Below are 18,836 nucleotides of genomic sequence, written 5' to 3' on the forward strand. Positions count from 1 at the left end.
TCAGAACAGAACTCGAGGTGAAGAATGGCTCAGGACGAAACGTCTTCTCAACCCAATCGACAGGCCGCTGTAAGCCTGGCGAACGAAGGGCAAGTTCGAGATGTACTTGCTGAATCGATTCTTGGATTATGGGATGTTGTCAACAACCTCACTCGGCTGAAGCCGTCACGGCGAGAACGGTTCCGCGTTACCCTTTTCGGATCGGCTCGAATTGCTCCCGGAACGTTTGCCTACGAGGAGACGAAACGCTGTGCTGAGCAGCTTGCGAAACTCGGGTGCGACATTATCACAGGCGGCGGGCCCGGGCTGATGCAGGCAGCCAATGAAGGAGCAGCGATTGATCCGGATCGAAGTCAATCGATCGGAATCCGCGTCGACTTGCCATTCGAGCAGGAAGTCAACTCGTTTGTCGGACAGGCATTTGAGCACCGCACGTTTTTCACTCGTCTGCAACAGTTCGTGATCCAGTCAGATGCTTTCGTCGTGGCTCCCGGCGGGATCGGCACTGTTCTCGAAACTCTCATGGTGTGGCAACTGCTTCAGGTTCAGCATCTCGTCGGCACACCTCTCATTCTGGTTGGGGAAATGTGGCCGGGACTCGTGGACTGGGCTCGGTCATCAATGACCACAGCTGATCCGCCGCTTGCGAGTGAAGAGGATATGAGTATCCCTCGCTGTGTGAAAAACGCAGATGAAGCGATTGAAATTCTCAAGGAATACCATTCTCAATGGGCAAACGAATTTGGCTCGGAATCAAATTCTGAGACAGATGTTAGTAGGTCTTCATCAGGAACCGAGATGTGAACCAAGACACCAAGACTGGCAATGCTTCTCCGCTCGGTGCTCACGTCCGTGACGGCGGTGTGAATTTCAGTCTCTATTCACGTCATGCGACGCGGGTCGAGTTGTTGTTTTTCGAACACGATGATGATTCAGCTCCTTCTCGTGTCGTTGAACTGCACCCGGTCGACAATCGCACTTACCACTACTGGCATGTGTTCGTCGCCGGTGTTCATGCCGGTCAAATGTATGGCTATCGCATTCACGGACCATATGAACCGGAGATTGGACTTCGCTTTGACCCAACCAAGCTGCTTCTCGATCCGTACGGGAAGTGTGTCGCCTTTCCTAAGAACTATTCGCGGCACCTGGCCGAATCGCATGGAGAGAATTTGGAGTCGGCACTCAAGAGCGTAGTGGTCGATCCCGACTTGTACGATTGGGAAGGAGATCAACCGCTCCGACACTCAGCGACTCAGACAATCATCTACGAATTACATGTGAAGGGCTTCACGAGCAACCCAAACTCGGAAGTCGATGAATCTCGCCGCGGGACGTATCTCGGCCTCATCGAAAAGATCCCCTATCTGCAAGCTTTAGGAATCACAGCGGTCGAACTGTTGCCAGTCTTCCAGTTTGACCCGCAGGATGCTCCTCCCGGAAAGTCCAACTACTGGGGATATGCCCCCATTTCATTCTTTGCTCCGCATCACTCGTACAGGTCCCGCCAGTCGCCTCTCGCTGCGGTTGATGAATTCCGAGATATGGTGAAGGCGTTTCATCAAGCCGGTATCGAGGTCGTTCTTGATGTCGTCTTTAACCATACAGCGGAAGGGAATGAGCACGGGCCCACACTCTGCTTTCGCGGGATCGACAATCCCGTCTATTACATGCTCGATGCGGGGGAGCATTACGCAAATTACACCGGGTGCGGGAATACTTTAAACGCCAATAATTCTGTTGTCAGGCGAATGATCGTCGACAGCTTGAAGTATTGGGTGAAAGAAATGCACGTCGACGGATTTCGTTTCGATCTGGCATCGATTTTATCGAGAGACTCAGACGGAACCTTAATGCCCAGCCCGCCAGTGCTCTGGGACATCGAATCCGATCCAGATTTGGCGGGGACAAAGTTGCTCGCCGAAGCGTGGGATGCAGCAGGGCTGTATCAAGTCGGAAGCTTTGTTGGTGACTACTGGTGTGAATGGAACGGAAAGTTTCGCGATGACGTTCGCGATTTCTTTCGAGGACAACCGGGTGCTGTTCGCAGAATCTCTGATCGCATTGTTGGAAGCCCGCAGATTTACGCTTACAAGGGTAGGGAAGTCGAACAGAGTGTGAACTTTGTCACTTGCCACGACGGATTTACGCTGAACGATCTCGTTTCTTACAACAATAAACACAACGAGTTAAACGGAGAGAATAACCAAGACGGATCAAATGATAACCGCAGTTGGAATTGTGGAGTCGAAGGACCCACCGACGATCCGGATATCGAGTCGCTAAGAAACCGTCAGGTGAAGAACTTTCATGTGATCACGCTGTTAGCATTGGGGATGCCGATGCTGACGATGGGAGACGAAGTCCGTCGCACTCAACATGGCAACAATAACGCCTACTGCCAGGACAACGAGCTCAGCTGGTTCGACTGGGATGATGTCCATCGGCACGAGGACATTTATCGGTTCGTGAGTCTGTTGTGTCGTCGCCGAGTTCAGCGAATGACTCAACACAAAGGAAATCGCGTCAGCTTGATTCAATTGCTTTCAGATGTTCATTGGGCCTGGCACGGCGTAAAAGTCGATCAGCCCGATTGGGGTTTTGACTCCCACTGTATCGCACTTCAGGGACACCTTCTCCCGGACGGACTTTCATTTCATTTAATATTAAATGGATTCTGGGAGCCGAGGACGTTTGAGCTGCCTCCGCTGAAAGGGGATCGCTGGAACCGGTGGATCGACACAGCTCTCGAGACGCCCAACGACATCGTCCCGTGGGAGTCGGCCGTACCTGTCATGGACGATCACTATCGTCTCGAATCACGTTCGGTCGTCCTGCTCACTTCAGAGGGAATCCCAGCATGAATGTCTTGCTGTTGAATGCTGGCTCAAGCAGTTTAAAGGCGAGCATTCTCGACTCCGACGACGAAACAATTCTCGCAAACTCCCATTGTGATCGAGTAGAAGGTGGTGCTCGCTACGAGTTCCACGACGATCAAGGTCAAACGACGCTCCATAAAAGCGACCAGTTCAGCTTCTCCGCAGCTGTCAAGCAGTTTCTGAATGACTGGCAGAGCTCTCTCGCTGGTCGTGGCGTAGCGGAAAACTCAATCTCTGCGGTCGGACACAGGTTTGTCCACGGGGGAGAATTCACAACTTCAACAATCATCACTGAAGAAGTCCAAACCCGGCTTGATGAACTTTCTGCTCTCGCTCCACTTCACAATCCCGCCAGCCTCGAAACGTTTATCGAAGCGAAAGAACTGCTCCCGAACGTCCCACATATCGCAGTATTCGATACAGCTTTTCACGCGACACTCCCCCCCGAGGCTTACACTTATCCTGTTCCCGATGAGTGGACGAATCAGTGGGGCGTGCGTCGCTATGGGTTTCACGGATTGAGCCACGCTTATTGTGCTCACCGAGCCGCGGAGATGCTTAAACGCCCAATCGAAAACTTGCGAATTGTGATTTGTCATCTCGGCCACGGGTGCTCAGCCACCGCCATCCGGCACGGAAGATCGATCGACACCACCATGGGCTTCACGCCGCTGGAAGGTTTGATGATGGCCACACGCAGCGGAACCGTCGATCCCGGATTGCTGCTGCATCTTCAAAGGCAATTCCAATTGTCGCCAGCCACGCTCGAAGAAATCCTCAACCGTCAGTCGGGGTTGCTTGGAGTTTCCGGTGTCTCCAGCGACATGCGGAAAGTCCTCGAAGCTTCCCAATCAGGACACGAGAAGTCCCAACTGGCTGTGAAGATTTTCGTCCAGCGAGTCTGTAAAGCGGTCGGCCAACTTTACGTCGCGTTGAACGGGTTGGACATTCTCGTCTTCACAGCCGGAATTGGAGAACACTCCGCAGAAATTCGATCCCAAATCGCCAGCGGTCTCGACTGTCTCGGCGTGAAAATCGACGAGACCACAAACGCTGCATGTACTCCCGATTCCGATATCTCAGAATCCTCAACAATCAAGACGCTAGTCATCCAAACACGAGAAGACCTCTCCCTGCTCCGCGAAGTCGCAATGACTCTCGCTGAAGCTTGAGAGTGTTTGTGATTTTGCTTTTGGGGATTCGAAACTGTAAAGAATGTGGCCACTCTAAGCACTGCGAAACGCGTCGCACCTCAATACGATATCAACCGAAAGGGCAAGTTATGCCTTCGATGTACTACTCGGAAGCACATTACGACAGCGGAAACAACCGACTATTCATTGGCGTTCGAAAGTCACAACCGCCAGGAATCGGCGGAATCCTTGAACTTACGCTCCTCGAAACCATGGAGACGGGCAGTGACGAAGTTAGAATTTCGCAAAGTTTCTTTGGAAGTAATCGATACGATCTTGAAGGGATGAAGGCGGAAGCGCTGAGGTGGGTGAAAGAAGACAACAGTCTTCCATCTACATTCCGAAGCGAACTCACTCGGTTGATAGAAACGGTAGTTCGAGAAACGCCTTACGATGAACTTTGGAGAGACCGCGACGAAGATTGAGAATTACTCACATATTGAAGTATCAAATTGCCGAAGTCATGAGGTCGCTTGAATGACTGATCGAATTGCAAAACGTTTCGCAGAGCTTGAAGAGATGGCGAACAGAGTTGCAGAAACGAAGACTAAACAGAATGTAGTTCATCCTTCGAGGGTTCAAAACATGTTTGAACCTACTCGTTACTCACAGACAACTTGTGATGTCGTCAGATTCGACTTACTTACGACTTGGATTACGTCTGTACAAGCACTTCTTGAGAGGGTGTTTGGTAGGGAGTCAACAACTTTTGAACGATTCAAACTTGAATCCGAACAGGATTACGCAAGCCAACATGACTGGTTTGATGTGTTATTTTCTATCTTTCTATCCGCAAAGGATCAGTACACTGGTGGTCATCTCTTTAACATTCGAAGTCTCGTTCATGCGGACGTGTTCGGTGACGAACTAGAACAAGCTGACCATTTCCTGGATTCTGGATACAAGGTACCAGCAGCCGTAATTGCGGGCACGGTTTTGGAGTCAACTTTGCGCGAACTCTGCTCCCAGCACAATCAGATGGAACCGGTGCCGAAAAAGCTGGATGCGATGAATTCCGAACTTGCCAAACTGGGCGTCTATAACAAGATGCGAGCTGATCAGGTCCGAGCTTGGGCAAAAGTTCGCAATTCGGCGGCTCACGGACTTCCAGATGATTTCGAGGAGAATGACGTGAAGAGAATGATTGAAGGAATTCGTGACTTTATCGCAAGCGTAATGTGACAACTGAAAACGCAACTTAGGCTGTCTCTTGGCACTTTCATGATGACTTAGGTGATTGCCCCAACTGAAATGCAATCACCACCCTCGGGCAGCAAATCGCCGCATGGGGTTTTATTTTGCGCGGGGTTTCGTCAGAGGCTTGAAGGTTCTTCTCCTTGCGTGAAGCATTGAGCAACCTCTGCGCACAAAAAATCCCGGAAACAGAGAGTTAGCCGATATCGTAGCGCAATGGGTTTGACGAAGTTTGATCAAGTGCGACATTTATGCCGATTCGGTGCTTTATCCCGAAAACTGTGTTTGCTATAATTCCCCCAAATTTGACGCATTTTGACGCCAAGTGTAGCGCAAACGTAGCGCGGAGGAGGGAATCGGAAGGGAATGGGAAAGCGGGTTCACTTAACCAACGCAACGGTTTCTAAGCTTCCGTTGCCGGATGAACGGGCCGAATTCATCCACGATTCAAAGCTGACTGGTTTTGCTGTTTCAGTCTCGAAAACTGGTCGCAAGGTCTTCTACTACTACGGGCGGGTCAATGGTCAGCCGAAGCGGTTGAAGATTGGTACGTTCCCGGACATCAACGCAACCGACGCGAGGGCGTGTTGTCGGTCGATCGTCGGCGACATCGCCAAAGGCAAGGACGTTTCCGGAAACCGCCGAGCCGGGCGGCGGACGCTGGGCGAATTGTTCGACCTGTATTTGACGGTTCACGCGAAACCGAATAAGCGAACTTGGGAAAGCGACGTTCGTGACTTCAACCGATTCTGCAAACACTGGAAGAACAAACCACTTATTGAAATTCGGCGGGGGCTGATTTCTGATCTGATTGCGGACATCCAAGGCCGGAAAGGGGCTTCCCCAGCTCATAAGGTCCGGGCATTGTTGAGCAAGATGTTCAACATCGCACTCAAGCATGAATGGTGCGAATACAACCCCGTGACGGGAACCGATCGGCCAAAGATTGCGAGCCGAGACCGCTACTTGCGACCGGAAGAAATGAAAGCGTTCTTCGATGCGGTCGATGGGCTGCAACGGGAAACAACGCGAGACTTCATCAAGCTGGCAGTCTTCACAGGGGCCAGACGCTCCAATCTCTGCACAATGTGCTGGGAGGAACTCGACTTGAACCGTGGGGTTTGGACGATCCCGCGAGAGAAGTTCAAGGGAAAGCGAGTGCATGTTGTCCCGTTGATCCCGCAAGCACTTGAGATTCTTCGCAGAAGGCAACAGGAAGCGACTGCGGGCGTTCCGTGGGTGTTTCCAGGCGGCGGCAAGACTGGACACATCATCGATCCAAAAGAGGCAATGAAGCGAGTGAAAGAGCAGGCAGGAATCGAGAACCTACGGTTTCACGATCTACGGCGAACGCTGGGTGCTTGGCAGAACAACGCTGGCACTCCGACACGAATCATTCAAAACACGCTGGGCCACGCCGACATCGGCACGACAGCGAAAGCCTACACACCAACGGAAATCGATCCAGTCCGAAACTCGATGCAAGCGGCGGTTGAAATGATGCTCAACAGTGGGGAAGGGGGTGCGGAATGAAGCGGGAAGTTCTCGATACGGGGATTGTGAAAGAGGCACAGTACCAGTGGCACTTGCTTGAGAGTTTTAAGCTATCGAATAAACAAGATCTCAGAAAGGAGATTGAAGCGAGAACGGACACAGTGTGTGGTGACATTCAAAGCAGTTTGTGTGAATTGTTGATCAATGAATTTCAATCGATTGTTCCAACAATCAGAGATCGATTGAATAGAGTGCTGAAGCCGAAAAATCTCGATCCATCATCAGAGGTTACTTCGGAATCTATGGAGTTTTTGGAATCTCGTGTTGCATTGATGATTCTAGCAACGATTGAGGCGAGTTTAGATGATGCCTTCAAAGATCCCAGTGTGAGCGAGGACGCCCAACGCTTAGCAATGAACTGCTACGTACTTGGACGATTTATTGAGCGAATCGTGAGTATTCGGCCAATTGAACCACAGGTTAAGAAGCACAGGGACGGTAGCAACAAAGGCAAAGTCAAACGCACCGGGGGAGGTGACCTTTCAATGGCCGAAACGGTGCGAGCCTATCAAGAGGCGGTTTCAAAGAATCCGAAAGCGAAATTCGCGAAGATCGTTCAGATAGTTGTTGAGTGCCGGCAAAAACTGGATCATGAAAAAACTCGGCCAGTCGAAAGATCGATTCGGCGGCATTTGAGGGAAGCGAAAGACCCTATCACTGGCGAGAAAACCCCTATCACTCCAGAATCGCATGATTCCGCGCTAGAGTGAATTGGACAGACCGGGGGTTTGTCAGACAGACCGGGGGTTTGTCTGGGATTAGGAAAGCAAAATTCCTCCAACGGGCCACTGACTACAACATCAAATTATAAGAATCCTCATAATACCAGAAGCAGTTAACGCTTCCCGTATTCAACATGAGGATTCACGATGCAAAGCACAATCAACTCTCCTGCGAAGCTCACTCGCGCAGCAGCAGCCGACTACCTGGGCGTCACGAAATCGACGCTCGCCACCTGGGCCAGTCTCGGCAAGGGGCCAGTCTTTCGCAAGATCGGAGGCAAGGTGATTTACCTCGTCAGTGATCTTGATTCTTACATGGACGCACGCGCTACGAATTGCTCGTCCGCGCTCTCTTAGTCCACCACCCAAACAAAAACCCGCTCGACGGCAGCAACCATCGAACGGGCTTGTCTTGTGCTCTTGCGAGGGGCACACAACTTGAAAGCAGCAATCTGATGATACGTGATCACGTCAAGGAACTCAAGAAAACATCCCACAGGATCGAATATCTTGGTGGGTCTCTTCACGGCGAAAAACTCGATGTTCGCGAACCGTTCCATCAAGGGCATGGGGTGTTGGTTGATACCTCTGTACCTGGGCTCGTGCTTGTTGAAGAGTATTCTCGGTGCGTTATTCCCGGCGTTCTGATGCTCAAACACTCCTCGTTCTGGGGTTGGGGTGATGGCTCTGTTGATAGCTGGGAGGCCTTGAACTAATGGAATTTCCTGTACTTGATCCGAATACAGAATTTGTCGAATCATCTCCTGAACAAAGTTGTCCCATTTGCTCGTCAATCAGCGGTTGCAAATTTCAAACGACAGCCAGCGAAGTCACAGTTTTTTGCAAAAACAAAACGGCACATGATGTTCATGGAGCGGCCACGCAAGTCGAGGATGTAAACGGAACCGTCTGGTTCAGATATGTCATTACCCGGTCGACCAAGATCAACAACCCGTTCGAAGGGAAAATTGATCTACACGACTACCTCGACTTGCGTCGATCCGGCCTATCAGACGAGACAATTGAGAGTTGCCAGTTCTACACCGAAGAACACTACGAGCGACTGGCGAGCATCATCAATTGGAAGTCATACTCGAAGAAGATGGGCAGTGCTCTCGTTATTCCATTCTTTGGCATGGATGGTGAGTTGAACGGCTTCAAACGAATCAAGCCGCTCTACCCCAAGAAGGACCGAAACGGGAGGAAACAGAAATACCTCAGCCCGAAAGGGGTTGATACTCAACCCTATTTCCCCCCAAAAATCATCCCACATCTGCTTGAAACTACTGTTTCTCTGATCATCACTGAGGGAGAAAAGAAAGCAGCCAAAGCCACGCAAGAAGGTTTTCCATGTATTGGACTACCGGGAGTTGACTGTTTTCGGCAGAAAGGGAAAGACAAGCTCAGTCCAGAACTGCAACGAGTGAAGTGGCAGGGGCGCGAGGTCTTCATTTGCTACGACTCAGACCTAAGTGAGAAAGAGCAGGTTGCTCAGGCAGAAGCGAAGCTTGCATCATTTCTCTCGAAGGTTGGGGCTAAAGTCAAAGTTATACGGCTTCCAGACGGGCCGGACGGTTCGAAACAGGGGCTTGATGACTACCTCATAAATCATGGTCGTGTTGAGTTCTCGAAATTGCGGGACAAGGCTGAAGATCCCCTGGAAGTTGACGCGGGTGAACTTTCAGATGGATTCGACGCAGCCGTAACAGCAGAAGAATTCCTAGCAACTCTCTGTCTCCATAATGGCGTGTCCTACAATCTCCGATTCTGGCGAGATGAATTCTGGACATGGGCACATGGTCGCTACACACCAATCCCCGACAGTGACCTTCGATGTGCTGTTCGAAAGTTCATTGACGACCAATTCGAGAAGCCACTACTGAGTATGGCGACAAACGTCATTGACTCCCTGAAGTCGAAAGTGCACATCCCACATCGAAAAGAACAGCCATCTTGGCTCATAAGCGGGAAAGGACAGGGAAAAGGCTGGATATCTTTCGCGAACGGAATCGGAAACATCTATCAGATGGAAGCCAAGCAAGGTGAATCCGAATTTAAGCAGAGCGATCTTATCCCGCACACTCCAGAATTCTTCTCACCGATCGTAATGCCATACCCATACGATCCAGAGGCGGAGTGTCCTGCATGGTTTGAATTCTTGGCTCACAACCTCGATGGGGATGCGAGACGCATCGAGCTGTTGCAAGAGTGGTTCGGCTATTGCCTGATTCCCGGAAACGAACGACAGAAGTTTCTGATCCTGTATGGCGAAGGCGGAACCGGGAAATCAACAGCACTCGCGGCGCTACGGGGTTTGCTTGGTGAAGAGAATGTTTCGTCTGTCCCTCTTGAGCAGTTTGGAAGTCGGTTCTCACTGATTCAAACCGTGGGGAAGCTCGCGAACATTGCGGCCGATACTGGTGAGATCGACAAGACTGCTGAAGGCTATCTGAAGTCGTTCACGTCCGGCGACAAGATGCAATTTGAGCAGAAGATGAAGCCAGTCTTCTCAGCAGTGCCGACTGCGAAAATGATTCTCGCGACAAACAACCTGCCAAGATTCACAGATCGAACGGCGGGCATCTGGCGACGCATTGGCTTGATCCCATTCGATACGAAGGTTGATCCGTCAAGGCGAGTGGTCGGAATGGATACGCCGAAGTGGTGGCTTGAGAACGGCGAACTTTCCGGAATCTTCAATTGGGCGATGCAAGGCCGCATGCGACTCGAAGAACGGGGTGAATTCACAACCTCAGAGAAGTGTGAAGACATCATTGAAGAGTATCGGATTCAGTCAAACCCAGCGATGAACTTCCTCATGGAACACTACGCTGAGAGTCAAAATGGGTACGTCGTGACCTCGGATGTTTACGCCGGCTACAAACAATGGTGCGACGACAACGGGTATCGGAAGCTGTCTGCCGGGCAATTTGGAAAAGAAGTCAACCGAACGTTCCCGACAGCAGTTAAGACTAGAAAGAACATAAATGGCGAACGTCACAACACTTACGAAGGAATCTACAAAGTCAAGGACCATGCCGGGATTAAATCTTGGTCATAGTAGTCACAGTAGTCACAGTAATCCTATTTGGCACGCGTGGGGATTTGTAACCAACGGCCAAGAGAGTCAATACATCCATGATATGAATCAAATGAGATAACTATGACCACTATGACCACTGTGACCAAAGGCCAATTACAGCGAGAGGAAATCTGATGAACTCACAAGCTGAAAAGACTTGTCCGTGTTGCAAGCTCACAAGCCGACATCATGTGTGGCTTGTCGCACTGGGCTGTTTTGAATGTGTTTCGTGTTTCTGGCGATGGGGTGATGAATGATCAACACAGCCGAGAACACGACAACCAACAGTCAACGGGTTGCCGATCCTACACCGGCGGAGATTCGCGAGCGATGCAAGGAAATCCAAGCGGGATGGACAGCCGAAGAACGGGAACGGCGATGGGTCGGCGGCGCTCGAGAAGATTGGACCGTTCCACAAGTTCGGGCGGTTGGGTTTGGGAAGACGTCGGGGGAGGACGTTTGACCGCATAATTGATGCGGAAGTCGAAGGTACTTCCCAGCGGCACGTTATGTGGCGTGTTCGGGATTTTCTCGCATTTTCTGTGCCATATAACTTTCAAAAACGGCATGTCGTCGTCTTGATTCACTCACTAGGTCAAATGGACAACAGGTTATGAGCGGGATTCAGTGTTCGAATTGCGGGTCGGATGACTCAATCGTACGTGATACGAAACCGGAAGATGGTGCGCGTGTTCGTCTGCGTGAATGCAAAGAGTGCGGGTATAAGTTCTGGACTCATGAGACACTAGGGCGGTTTCCGTCCGGCAAGATCCCATATATGCGGCCGGAAGTCATATATGCTATCAAAATGCTCGACAGGCTGTATGAAGTTCTTCCGGATGAGTCGAAACCTGCGATAATACATCCAGATTCAACGTCTCACTAGGAATTACACAATGACTGACTTCGAAGGCGTGTTAATTACGCCAGGACAGCGGGTTGAGTGGGTGCCAGGCGAGCGACTCGAACGCTACCAGGAACACTTAAGAAAAGCGGCGTCGGGCGATTTGGACGCCCAACTTGAATGTGAACGACTCAATCCGGGTGGTCCCAGCGCAGTCGATCGGGATATCTTGGAATTCCAACATCTGGAAACACAGATTGCACTCTGTGCGGGTGATCTTGCGAAGATTCAAAAGCAATCTGACCGGGCTGAGCGAGCACTTGAGAAGGCGCAGGACGAATACTACGAGGCTGAGAAGCGACTTCAGGAAGCACAGACAGCAGCACGTAAGCTCCACACGGAACAGAACCGAATCAAACAAGAGCGCGACGCTTTCCGAAGCATGAAAACCTCGTCTCAACTGCACGTTTCTGAGATGTTTCCAACACAATTCGAAGAGGATGAATAATGGTACTCCCAAAAATTCGAGTTCCACTTGATCAATTGAAACAACGTTACAACGAGGTCGTCTATCGGCAAGAACCGAAGATGATCCCACTCAGAGAAGACTGGACGGTTTTTTCGCGAGTTGACAACTTGCGGGATGTGGTCCATCAGTGCTGCATCCATGATGGTCAGCCACTCAGCGAAAGAGAGCCGGATAACATCCGAACCGCGATCACTGGCGCTGCGCTTGGCAATCTGTTTTCCGAGACGATCGGAACTGAGATCAATGCCGGTTTCGATCAGCTGAACGACACAACGGATTGGGTCCGATCTGGCGAACTCGCGTCAAGCAAGATTCAAGAACGCTTGCGATTGTCTCACAACGCAGCGGGCCGAATGCAGGAAGTTCCACGCGGCAAAGTCGCTTCGGGATTCATCGTCGACATTGAAGGTGTTGAAGAGATTCGCGGGGTGCGGTTCGCCAAGGTGCTTACCGTCGATGAGCAGGACATTATTGACCAGAACGTCGATATGTTGACGCGGGCGCCTCGGTTGCTCGGTCAAGCTGCAAGGCGCGTGCGTCCGGATTTGGTCTATGCGACACTTCTGCAGAATCCGGAATTGTCGGATGATACGCCGATCTTCGACGCGAGCCGTGGAAACGCTGGCGAGGCTGAATTGAGTACTTCCAGTTTCGCCGATGCGGTTCAGTGGATTCGCACACGGACCGAGGAAGGCATCAATCTAGATCAGCAACCAAAGTTCCTGATTGTCACACCAAAGCTTGAGAACGCAGCGAGAACGATTCTCAGGGACCGCGAGTTGAACGGCGAACAGAACAAGATTCAATTGCGAGTTGAATCACGTCTTGAGACCGGGGTGATTGATCCCATCAGCGATGAGATGGTCAGCGGTTCAGAGTCGCGGTGGTATCTGATCGGCAGCGGTGCAAGCTTCGAATTCGCAACTGTTGAAGGTCGTCCGCAAATTGGCCGTTTCGTTCAAACTCGGGGAACGTGGGGGCTAGCTCATGATGTGAAGTGGACAGTTGGACTTGTCGCGCTCGATTGGCGAAGCATGTACCGGGGCAACGTTTAGAAAATCCTGTTGCGGCCGGGCGTGTTGCGTCTATCCCGATAACAGGCGCAGCACGCTCGGTTTGGGTTGAGAAGGGCAATGAAATGACATCCACGGACTATCTAAAGCAATGTCAGCATTGCGGCGAAACCAAACGATACAAGGCGACTCCAGAGGGTTCCGACGTGGTTTCCGTTCTCCGCAAGATGGCGATTCGCAGAACAGAGCCGACCGTCTGGCAATGCAAGTGCGATGCGTGCGGGAAAAGCAGTTGCCACAGCCGTAGGACGTTCACACAGAGCGAAGTTCGCCAATACCTGGGAGGCGCTGAGTAGTGTCCATTCGATCGTTTACAAAGTGGCTCACAGAGAAACCCGATTCCCCGAACTGGATACCCAGCGAGGGGAAAGACTATTGCCGTCGATGCTTGAATGATGATCTGCACACTTTCCATGTCCGGGCAATCGGCAAAGATGCAGAACCGGGAACGGCTGAGGCATGGTTTCACGCTCCAAAGTGGGCGGTAGCCTGCCGGGCATGCGGGACATACTACGAACTTCACAGGGACGTCACAGAACAATGAAACTTCAGATCGCTCGCACTCTTCGCGTTGTCGGTGTGCCCTTACCGGGTGAACGTGAGGAGTGCGAGTATCTTCTCTGTCGAGTCTGCAATTCTTCGGACTGGTGCGAACTGGTGATTGACAACCGTGATTCCTCGATCTGGAGAAGCTGTCAGCAGTGCGGGTTGAGATTCAGGATATGGGAGCGAACATGCGAGCATTGAAAACCCTAGCGGCGTTTCTATTGCTTGCGGGTTCAGTCCAAGCACAAACGACGCTTTACAGTGACAACTTCACAACCGAAGCCACGATAGATATCGACGCTTGGGATTCTGTTGAGAACGGCGGTGTCTGGTGGAACGATGCGACCGACGCAACACCGTGGACAGCCGTTTCAGGCACGAAACCCACGGTCAACGCATTCAGCGATCGGGTCAATGGCGGAAATACCATTGGTCACAGTCTCATTGACCTGGGAACCGCGAACGTCGATTGGACACTGACGCATTTCTTCAACGGGACATCCGACGACACTTACGATTCAGTCTTCTGGATTCGTTCCAATAGCGATCGGACGCAAGCTCTCGGAATCTTCCACGATAGCAGCGAGGGGGAATTCTCACTCGTTGATCAAGATATGACGGAGATTGAACCGGGCGAAGCGACGGGCATGAGCGTATCGACCGATCACACAATTCGCATCGTGCTTGATGGTAGCTCAATCACGGTCTACATCGATGGCGGGGAAACTCCCGTTGCTGACTGGACCAACGCAACCGGGCAGACGAACACCTATCTCGGACTGCGAACCAATCGCTCAACAGTCCGTTTCGATGACTTCTCAATCGTGTCGATCCCAGAACCGGAAGAAGACGACGACCGACGGCGCTACAACATTCAAACGCGTTTCGCGCCGTGAATCGTACAATTGTACCAGTCGTCAACGATCGTTGACAAAATCGCCACAATGGCAGACACAGGATTGAGTCTGATGCGTTTCGATGGACTCGGACGACTCAGAACACGTCCGGCATTGACAGCACATTAGGCAATTCGGCAAGATGGAACCGTCAAAAGCTTACTGCATCAAGAATGTCAAAATTATTCAAGAAACTGAGAATCCCGGCGTGGATTCCGTGCGTCCGCATGTACGAAAGGCATGCGGCGGTTGTTCTTGACAGCCGTGACAACGCTTCCGGGTTCCGCGTCGGGATTCCCTTTTGCGCACACTCGCAAGGGGCATCCCGTCGGCTGGGATTCGTTGAACACGAAAGGTGTTCGACAATGGCTACTTCCATTCAAGCTACGGAAACGGTTCAAGGCGATCACACAGAGCATTGCGATTCTGTTCTGACGATCGTCAATCTTCACTCAAGCGAAACGGGCGAAAAGTTCGTTCCCAACTCTCACTACGGCGTACCAGCTCACCAGTCGTTTCGGACTCGCAGACACTTCGCGGAACAGCTCTGTTTGGAGCTCAATCGCGATCTGATCAAGCAAGCCAAACGCGGCATCTGGTTTCTTGTGATCTATGCAAGAGGTGGCTTTCGTGTCGTCAGAATTCCGACCTGCTCAACATTCATTCCGCGAGACGAATACGACCTACCATTCGATGCGTCTAAGCGGGTCGGCAACACAGAAGCACGACGACGCATCAAAGAGTTCAACAACTCGATGATTCAACGCAGCAAGTCGACGGGAGAACTGATCGACTCTTGGATGCTTCACGTCAAACCGCTACGCCGACCAGAAGAGACACACGCGGAACGGTTCACAGACGATCAGAGAACCGCACTCAAGGCGATCCGTCAATACATCGATCTGAGTGTTGAACCGGCGCCAATGGGCGACGATATCATTTTCTGGTTCAAGGCGGGGGTTCATTCCAGCGGGAAAGAATGGGGGACTCGCCAGACTGCCCAAGGGTTGCGAAACATCGCGTCACAATTCCTGAAAGCGGCGTCTCAACTGGACGGGGCCGAAGAAATCACACTCGATCGAATCAATCCATGCGGCCACGAATTCGGCATCCGTGGACACGATGAAGATGTTTGCTTGCGAGTTTACAACACCGACGATCCAGAGCAGGCGAAACAGCAAGCTCTCAAAGTGCTCGGATTGATCCAGAACCGATAGAACCGATGACTTCCCCCGTCTGGCAACACGCTGGGCGGGGGCTTTCTGTTTTCTGAGACCTGATGCCTACATACCACCCGCTGAAGGCGAACGCAAATTTTGGCAAGTTTTCACAGTGTAGCGCATGCGTAGCGCAACAAAAAAAACGACACGACTGACCGCATAAATTAGCCCATAAAACAAAAAATCCCGGAAACAGAGAGTCCTAGGGGGGCTGAGGACTTCGATCTATTCCCGGGGGCGATGAGCGTCTTGCCGGACCATCAAAGGCTGCTCATCCCGCCTTCGATACGAGGACCTTATGGCTTACGCAAAAGTGGGTCAACATGTGTTTTGAGAAAAACAATCGTTGATGCCACGCTGCCATGACTTTCGGAGAATCGGAGTCATAACTTGTTCGTAGTGAGTGGCTTATGGAGAAGTTTCTCTCGGTGTCGCGGGTGCAGATTCTGCCGAAAGAGTGGGCCTAAGCGCGGTGGGAAACTTGTACGCGAAGCAATCTCTTCGCGATTGTTTGATGACGGAGCCACCGGAGATCGGAGTCGTCTTGCAGGGCGGAGATTTGTTGCGATCGTCTGTCTACTGTGAGGACTTTTTCCAGGCGATGATGTCGTCGAGGATTTCACTGAGCGTCAGCGATGGTTTCCAGCCCAACGTCTTCTGCAAGCGGTCGACGTTGGGGACGCGGCGTCTGACGTCTTCGAAGTCGTTTCCGTAGGCTTCGGTGTACTCTCGGAAGTTCACTTCGACGGAGGAGTCCACCTTCTCGATGACAGTCTTTGCGAGTTCATGAATCGTGACTGGCCGGTCGCTTCCGATGTTGAAGATTCGACCGACTGCTTCGTCTGAGCGGACCAGTTCATCGATGCAGCGAATGACTTCTTTGACGTGTGCAAAGCAGCGCACCTGTTGTCCGTCGTCGTAAACAATGACCGGACCGCCGTTCATCGCTTGATCAACGAAACGGGGAATGACCATTCCATAATTTCCGACCTGCCGAGGACCGACTACATTGAAGAATCGGCCGATCACGATCGGAAGCCCGTACTTGGCGTGATAAGCGAGTGCGAGAAATTCGTCGATGGCTTTCGAGCAGCCGTAAGCCCAGCGGGGTTTGGAAGTCGGTCCGAAATGCAGGTCTTCTTCCTCGTCCCAGCACTCGTTCGGATTCTTTCCGTAGACTTCACTTGTTGAGGCGAGGAAGAAGCGGCAACCGGTTTGAGTGGCGAGTTTCAAAAGCCATTCAGTGGGATAGATGTTCGTTTCGATCGTGCGAACTGGATCGTCCGCGACGAGTTTGACCCCCACAGCTGCGGCAAGATGGTAGATGATGTCCTGGCCGCGAACTGCTTCCGTGAGGAGAACGTGATCGGTGATGGACCCCGTCAAACGGGTCAGTCGTGGATGATCGGCGACGTGCGAGAGGTTGTCTGGACGGCCGGTCGAGAAGTTGTCGAGTACGGTGACTTCATGTCCATCTTCGAGAAGTTTCTCGGTTAGGTGGCTTCCGATGAAACCCGCTCCACCTGTAATCAAGCACTTCGACATTCGCTTTTTCCTTTGGAAACTCTCTCTGTAGTCACGCCGACCGTTTTCAAATCTTCCCGGCAGTCGTCTGAATCCGCTTCATTCGATTTGATGGAGACAACGGCTTTAATGAAATCGAGATGTTGCACTCAGCTTGGAATCGAATGAGCTTGTCGCTTGCGTCTTGGTCAATGTCTTGCTGAGTGACCGTTGTTCTGAGCCAGATCTCAACGACTAGGCAGCTTCGATCTGTTCATCAGTGGGGGCGGGATATCCGAATTCATCGTAGGCTGCGCGACAACGCTGGTAGACTTCCTTGACCCAATGTGGATCACGGTCGAATTTGTTCTTCTTGTACTTCTTGAGTTCTTCGACCTGCGGCTCGATGGCGGCTTGCATGGCGTCCATGTTTTTCAAGCTGAGCTGCTGGTAGATACGAACCATTTGCCCGAGCGGGTCGGCAGCAAGTTCTTCGTACTTGACTTCACACAGATCACCTTCGGGAATCAAACCTTTGTGCTTCTGATAGCTGGTGAATCCCTCGTTGTACCACTTGATGACGTCGTCTTCGAATCCACCGTTGGGATTCTCTCCAAGCGTGTTTTCCGTGGCCATCGTCTGGCGTAGATGGCAGTTGGAGTTAAAGACATCAAACGGGTCGCGATAGATGTAAACGAACTTCGCGCCCGGGTACATCTTGAGCAGTGTTTCAATGCGGAATGTGTGAGATGGTGACTTCAAGACGAGTTGCTTCGGCGTGCGCAGAGTGACTTTTCGCACGAGTGTATCGAGGGCAGAGCACCAGCGTTGGCGGTCTTTCTCGGAGATGGCTTCGATGTCGATGTATCGTCGAATGATCTCGAACTGATACGGGAATGTGACCATCAAGTACGGTGACAGTTGCGTCATCACACACAAGGCGACTTCATCTTCTTGGGCGACATCCCACCCCACGCGGACATTATCCATCGGCCGGCTTTCAGGGATGAATGCCGCTGTCAATCGGGATGCGACTGCCTGCGTCGTCAAAAAGTGCCACGGAAAGACTGTTTGATAAAGCGTGGTCGTTGTGAACTGCGGATCGGAATCCATCAGGTTGTGCAGAAGAGTGGTTCCGCTTCTCCAGAATCCAAGAATAAAAATCGGCGGGGCTACTGGCTCGGTCTCGCGGATACGTCGACCGTACAACAGCGACTCGACAGCCGCCATTGTGGAGTTGTACATCGCCATGGGGGGCAAAAGGGCGATTCTGCCTGCTTTAGTCCAGCTCAGTTGAGGACGGAGCTTCATTAGATTGTAAAGCCCGGAAATCTTCATCCCATGCCAGATTGAGAACGGCCCTTGCGAAGAGCGCTTCGGCTTCGTTTTCTTTTCTTCCGACATGACTTCAATAACACTCCACTAAAGAATCTGGCTTTTTGCGATCGATGCGGCTCACTACGACTGAGCAAACCGGAGACCAGAATCGGAAAATTCCGTCTGAACAAAAATCGCATCCCTGCATTATCTCTCCATCGACAGAGCAAGCAACCCTCTGGACGCAATTCATTTGCGACAGATCGGACTCTCGAACTTGGCAG

The 18,836-nt window shown here is 51.6% G+C and carries 19 protein-coding genes; 17 read left to right on the plus strand and 2 right to left on the minus strand.

Annotated features, from left to right (window positions below; all coding sequences use genetic code 11):
- Positions 1-24 precede the first annotated feature (24 nt).
- The 17 genes from AB1L42_RS19250 to AB1L42_RS19330 all read left to right on the plus strand — a co-directional run bounded on the left by AB1L42_RS19250 (position 25) and on the right by AB1L42_RS19330 (position 15,729).
- Complete coding sequence (locus AB1L42_RS19250) at positions 25-804, plus strand: LOG family protein (protein ID WP_367059904.1); 780 nt, start codon at positions 25-27, stop codon at positions 802-804.
- Entirely contained in the window at positions 801-2,864 is a 2,064-nt protein-coding gene (gene glgX, locus AB1L42_RS19255) for a glycogen debranching protein GlgX (RefSeq protein ID WP_367059907.1), read from the plus strand. Before AB1L42_RS19250 ends, glgX begins: the two co-directional genes overlap by 4 nt.
- Complete coding sequence (locus AB1L42_RS19260) at positions 2,861-4,051, plus strand: acetate kinase (protein ID WP_367059910.1); 1,191 nt, start codon at positions 2,861-2,863, stop codon at positions 4,049-4,051. The genes glgX and AB1L42_RS19260 overlap by 4 nt, the downstream gene beginning before the upstream one ends.
- Positions 4,052-4,161: 110 nt before the next feature.
- Positions 4,162-4,497 (plus strand): hypothetical protein, encoded by a 336-nt coding sequence (locus tag AB1L42_RS19265; protein ID WP_367059913.1) that lies wholly within the window; start codon positions 4,162-4,164, stop codon positions 4,495-4,497.
- A 52-nt stretch (positions 4,498-4,549) separates the two neighbouring features.
- Positions 4,550-5,254 (plus strand): DUF4145 domain-containing protein, encoded by a 705-nt coding sequence (locus AB1L42_RS19270; protein WP_367059916.1) that lies wholly within the window; start codon positions 4,550-4,552, stop codon positions 5,252-5,254.
- 378 nt (positions 5,255-5,632) lie between these two features.
- Positions 5,633-6,799, plus strand: coding sequence for a tyrosine-type recombinase/integrase (locus AB1L42_RS19275; RefSeq protein WP_367059919.1), 1,167 nt, complete (start codon positions 5,633-5,635; stop codon positions 6,797-6,799).
- On the plus strand, positions 6,796-7,530 hold the full coding sequence (locus tag AB1L42_RS19280) for a hypothetical protein (RefSeq protein ID WP_367059922.1): 735 nt from the start codon (positions 6,796-6,798) through the stop codon (positions 7,528-7,530). Before AB1L42_RS19275 ends, AB1L42_RS19280 begins: the two co-directional genes overlap by 4 nt.
- A gap of 159 nt (positions 7,531-7,689) precedes the next feature.
- Positions 7,690-7,899 (plus strand): helix-turn-helix domain-containing protein, encoded by a 210-nt coding sequence (locus AB1L42_RS19285; protein WP_367059925.1) that lies wholly within the window; start codon positions 7,690-7,692, stop codon positions 7,897-7,899.
- 98 nt (positions 7,900-7,997) lie between these two features.
- Positions 7,998-8,258: a hypothetical protein gene (locus tag AB1L42_RS19290; protein ID WP_367059928.1), complete on the plus strand. Its 261-nt coding sequence runs from the start codon at positions 7,998-8,000 to the stop codon at positions 8,256-8,258.
- Positions 8,258-10,603, plus strand: a complete 2,346-nt coding sequence (locus AB1L42_RS19295; RefSeq protein ID WP_367059931.1) for a phage/plasmid primase, P4 family — start codon at positions 8,258-8,260, stop codon at positions 10,601-10,603. Before AB1L42_RS19290 ends, AB1L42_RS19295 begins: the two co-directional genes overlap by 1 nt.
- Before the next feature lie 274 nt (positions 10,604-10,877).
- Positions 10,878-11,087, plus strand: coding sequence for a hypothetical protein (locus AB1L42_RS19300; protein ID WP_367059934.1), 210 nt, complete (start codon positions 10,878-10,880; stop codon positions 11,085-11,087).
- A 433-nt stretch (positions 11,088-11,520) separates the two neighbouring features.
- A complete protein-coding gene (locus AB1L42_RS19305; protein WP_367059937.1) occupies positions 11,521-11,976 on the plus strand; it encodes a hypothetical protein in 456 nt (151 codons plus the stop codon).
- Complete coding sequence (locus AB1L42_RS19310; RefSeq protein ID WP_367059940.1) at positions 11,976-13,052, plus strand: Mu-like prophage major head subunit gpT family protein; 1,077 nt, start codon at positions 11,976-11,978, stop codon at positions 13,050-13,052. The genes AB1L42_RS19305 and AB1L42_RS19310 overlap by 1 nt, the downstream gene beginning before the upstream one ends.
- Positions 13,053-13,135: 83 nt before the next feature.
- Positions 13,136-13,366: a hypothetical protein gene (locus AB1L42_RS19315; protein WP_367059943.1), complete on the plus strand. Its 231-nt coding sequence runs from the start codon at positions 13,136-13,138 to the stop codon at positions 13,364-13,366.
- The gene (locus AB1L42_RS19320; protein WP_367059946.1) at positions 13,366-13,614 is read left to right on the plus strand and encodes a hypothetical protein; all 249 of its coding nucleotides are present in this window, start codon (positions 13,366-13,368) and stop codon (positions 13,612-13,614) included. Before AB1L42_RS19315 ends, AB1L42_RS19320 begins: the two co-directional genes overlap by 1 nt.
- Before the next feature lie 190 nt (positions 13,615-13,804).
- Positions 13,805-14,512 (plus strand): hypothetical protein, encoded by a 708-nt coding sequence (locus tag AB1L42_RS19325; RefSeq protein ID WP_367059949.1) that lies wholly within the window; start codon positions 13,805-13,807, stop codon positions 14,510-14,512.
- 365 nt (positions 14,513-14,877) lie between these two features.
- The gene (locus AB1L42_RS19330; protein WP_367059952.1) at positions 14,878-15,729 is read left to right on the plus strand and encodes a hypothetical protein; all 852 of its coding nucleotides are present in this window, start codon (positions 14,878-14,880) and stop codon (positions 15,727-15,729) included.
- 579 nt (positions 15,730-16,308) lie between these two features.
- Here the strand turns inward: AB1L42_RS19330 and AB1L42_RS19335 are convergent.
- Positions 16,309-17,277, minus strand: coding sequence for a GDP-mannose 4,6-dehydratase (locus AB1L42_RS19335; protein ID WP_367059955.1), 969 nt, complete (start codon positions 17,275-17,277; stop codon positions 16,309-16,311).
- A 213-nt stretch (positions 17,278-17,490) separates the two neighbouring features.
- Positions 17,491-18,639: a sulfotransferase gene (locus AB1L42_RS19340; RefSeq protein ID WP_367059967.1), complete on the minus strand. Its 1,149-nt coding sequence runs from the start codon at positions 18,637-18,639 to the stop codon at positions 17,491-17,493.
- Positions 18,640-18,836: the final 197 nt, after the last annotated feature.

Source organism: Thalassoglobus sp. JC818 (assembly GCF_040717535.1).
Classification (GTDB): domain Bacteria; phylum Planctomycetota; class Planctomycetia; order Planctomycetales; family Planctomycetaceae; genus Thalassoglobus.

What these genes read in the sequence shown, in the direction of transcription:
- AB1L42_RS19250 (WP_367059904.1), top strand. Translation starts at nt 25, where the DNA reads ATGGCTCAGGACGAAACGTCTTCTCAACCCAATCGACAGGCCGCTGTA.
- AB1L42_RS19260 (WP_367059910.1), top strand. Translation starts at nt 2,861, where the DNA reads ATGAATGTCTTGCTGTTGAATGCTGGCTCAAGCAGTTTAAAGGCGAGC.
- AB1L42_RS19265 (WP_367059913.1), top strand. Translation starts at nt 4,162, where the DNA reads ATGCCTTCGATGTACTACTCGGAAGCACATTACGACAGCGGAAACAAC.
- AB1L42_RS19270 (WP_367059916.1), top strand. Translation starts at nt 4,550, where the DNA reads ATGACTGATCGAATTGCAAAACGTTTCGCAGAGCTTGAAGAGATGGCG.
- AB1L42_RS19275 (WP_367059919.1), top strand. Translation starts at nt 5,633, where the DNA reads ATGGGAAAGCGGGTTCACTTAACCAACGCAACGGTTTCTAAGCTTCCG.
- AB1L42_RS19280 (WP_367059922.1), top strand. Translation starts at nt 6,796, where the DNA reads ATGAAGCGGGAAGTTCTCGATACGGGGATTGTGAAAGAGGCACAGTAC.
- AB1L42_RS19285 (WP_367059925.1), top strand. Translation starts at nt 7,690, where the DNA reads ATGCAAAGCACAATCAACTCTCCTGCGAAGCTCACTCGCGCAGCAGCA.
- AB1L42_RS19290 (WP_367059928.1), top strand. Translation starts at nt 7,998, where the DNA reads ATGATACGTGATCACGTCAAGGAACTCAAGAAAACATCCCACAGGATC.
- AB1L42_RS19295 (WP_367059931.1), top strand. Translation starts at nt 8,258, where the DNA reads ATGGAATTTCCTGTACTTGATCCGAATACAGAATTTGTCGAATCATCT.
- AB1L42_RS19300 (WP_367059934.1), top strand. Translation starts at nt 10,878, where the DNA reads ATGATCAACACAGCCGAGAACACGACAACCAACAGTCAACGGGTTGCC.
- AB1L42_RS19305 (WP_367059937.1), top strand. Translation starts at nt 11,521, where the DNA reads ATGACTGACTTCGAAGGCGTGTTAATTACGCCAGGACAGCGGGTTGAG.
- AB1L42_RS19310 (WP_367059940.1), top strand. Translation starts at nt 11,976, where the DNA reads ATGGTACTCCCAAAAATTCGAGTTCCACTTGATCAATTGAAACAACGT.
- AB1L42_RS19315 (WP_367059943.1), top strand. Translation starts at nt 13,136, where the DNA reads ATGACATCCACGGACTATCTAAAGCAATGTCAGCATTGCGGCGAAACC.
- AB1L42_RS19325 (WP_367059949.1), top strand. Translation starts at nt 13,805, where the DNA reads ATGCGAGCATTGAAAACCCTAGCGGCGTTTCTATTGCTTGCGGGTTCA.
- AB1L42_RS19330 (WP_367059952.1), top strand. Translation starts at nt 14,878, where the DNA reads ATGGCTACTTCCATTCAAGCTACGGAAACGGTTCAAGGCGATCACACA.
- AB1L42_RS19335 (WP_367059955.1), bottom strand. Translation starts at nt 17,277, where the DNA reads ATGTCGAAGTGCTTGATTACAGGTGGAGCGGGTTTCATCGGAAGCCAC.
- AB1L42_RS19340 (WP_367059967.1), bottom strand. Translation starts at nt 18,639, where the DNA reads ATGTCGGAAGAAAAGAAAACGAAGCCGAAGCGCTCTTCGCAAGGGCCG.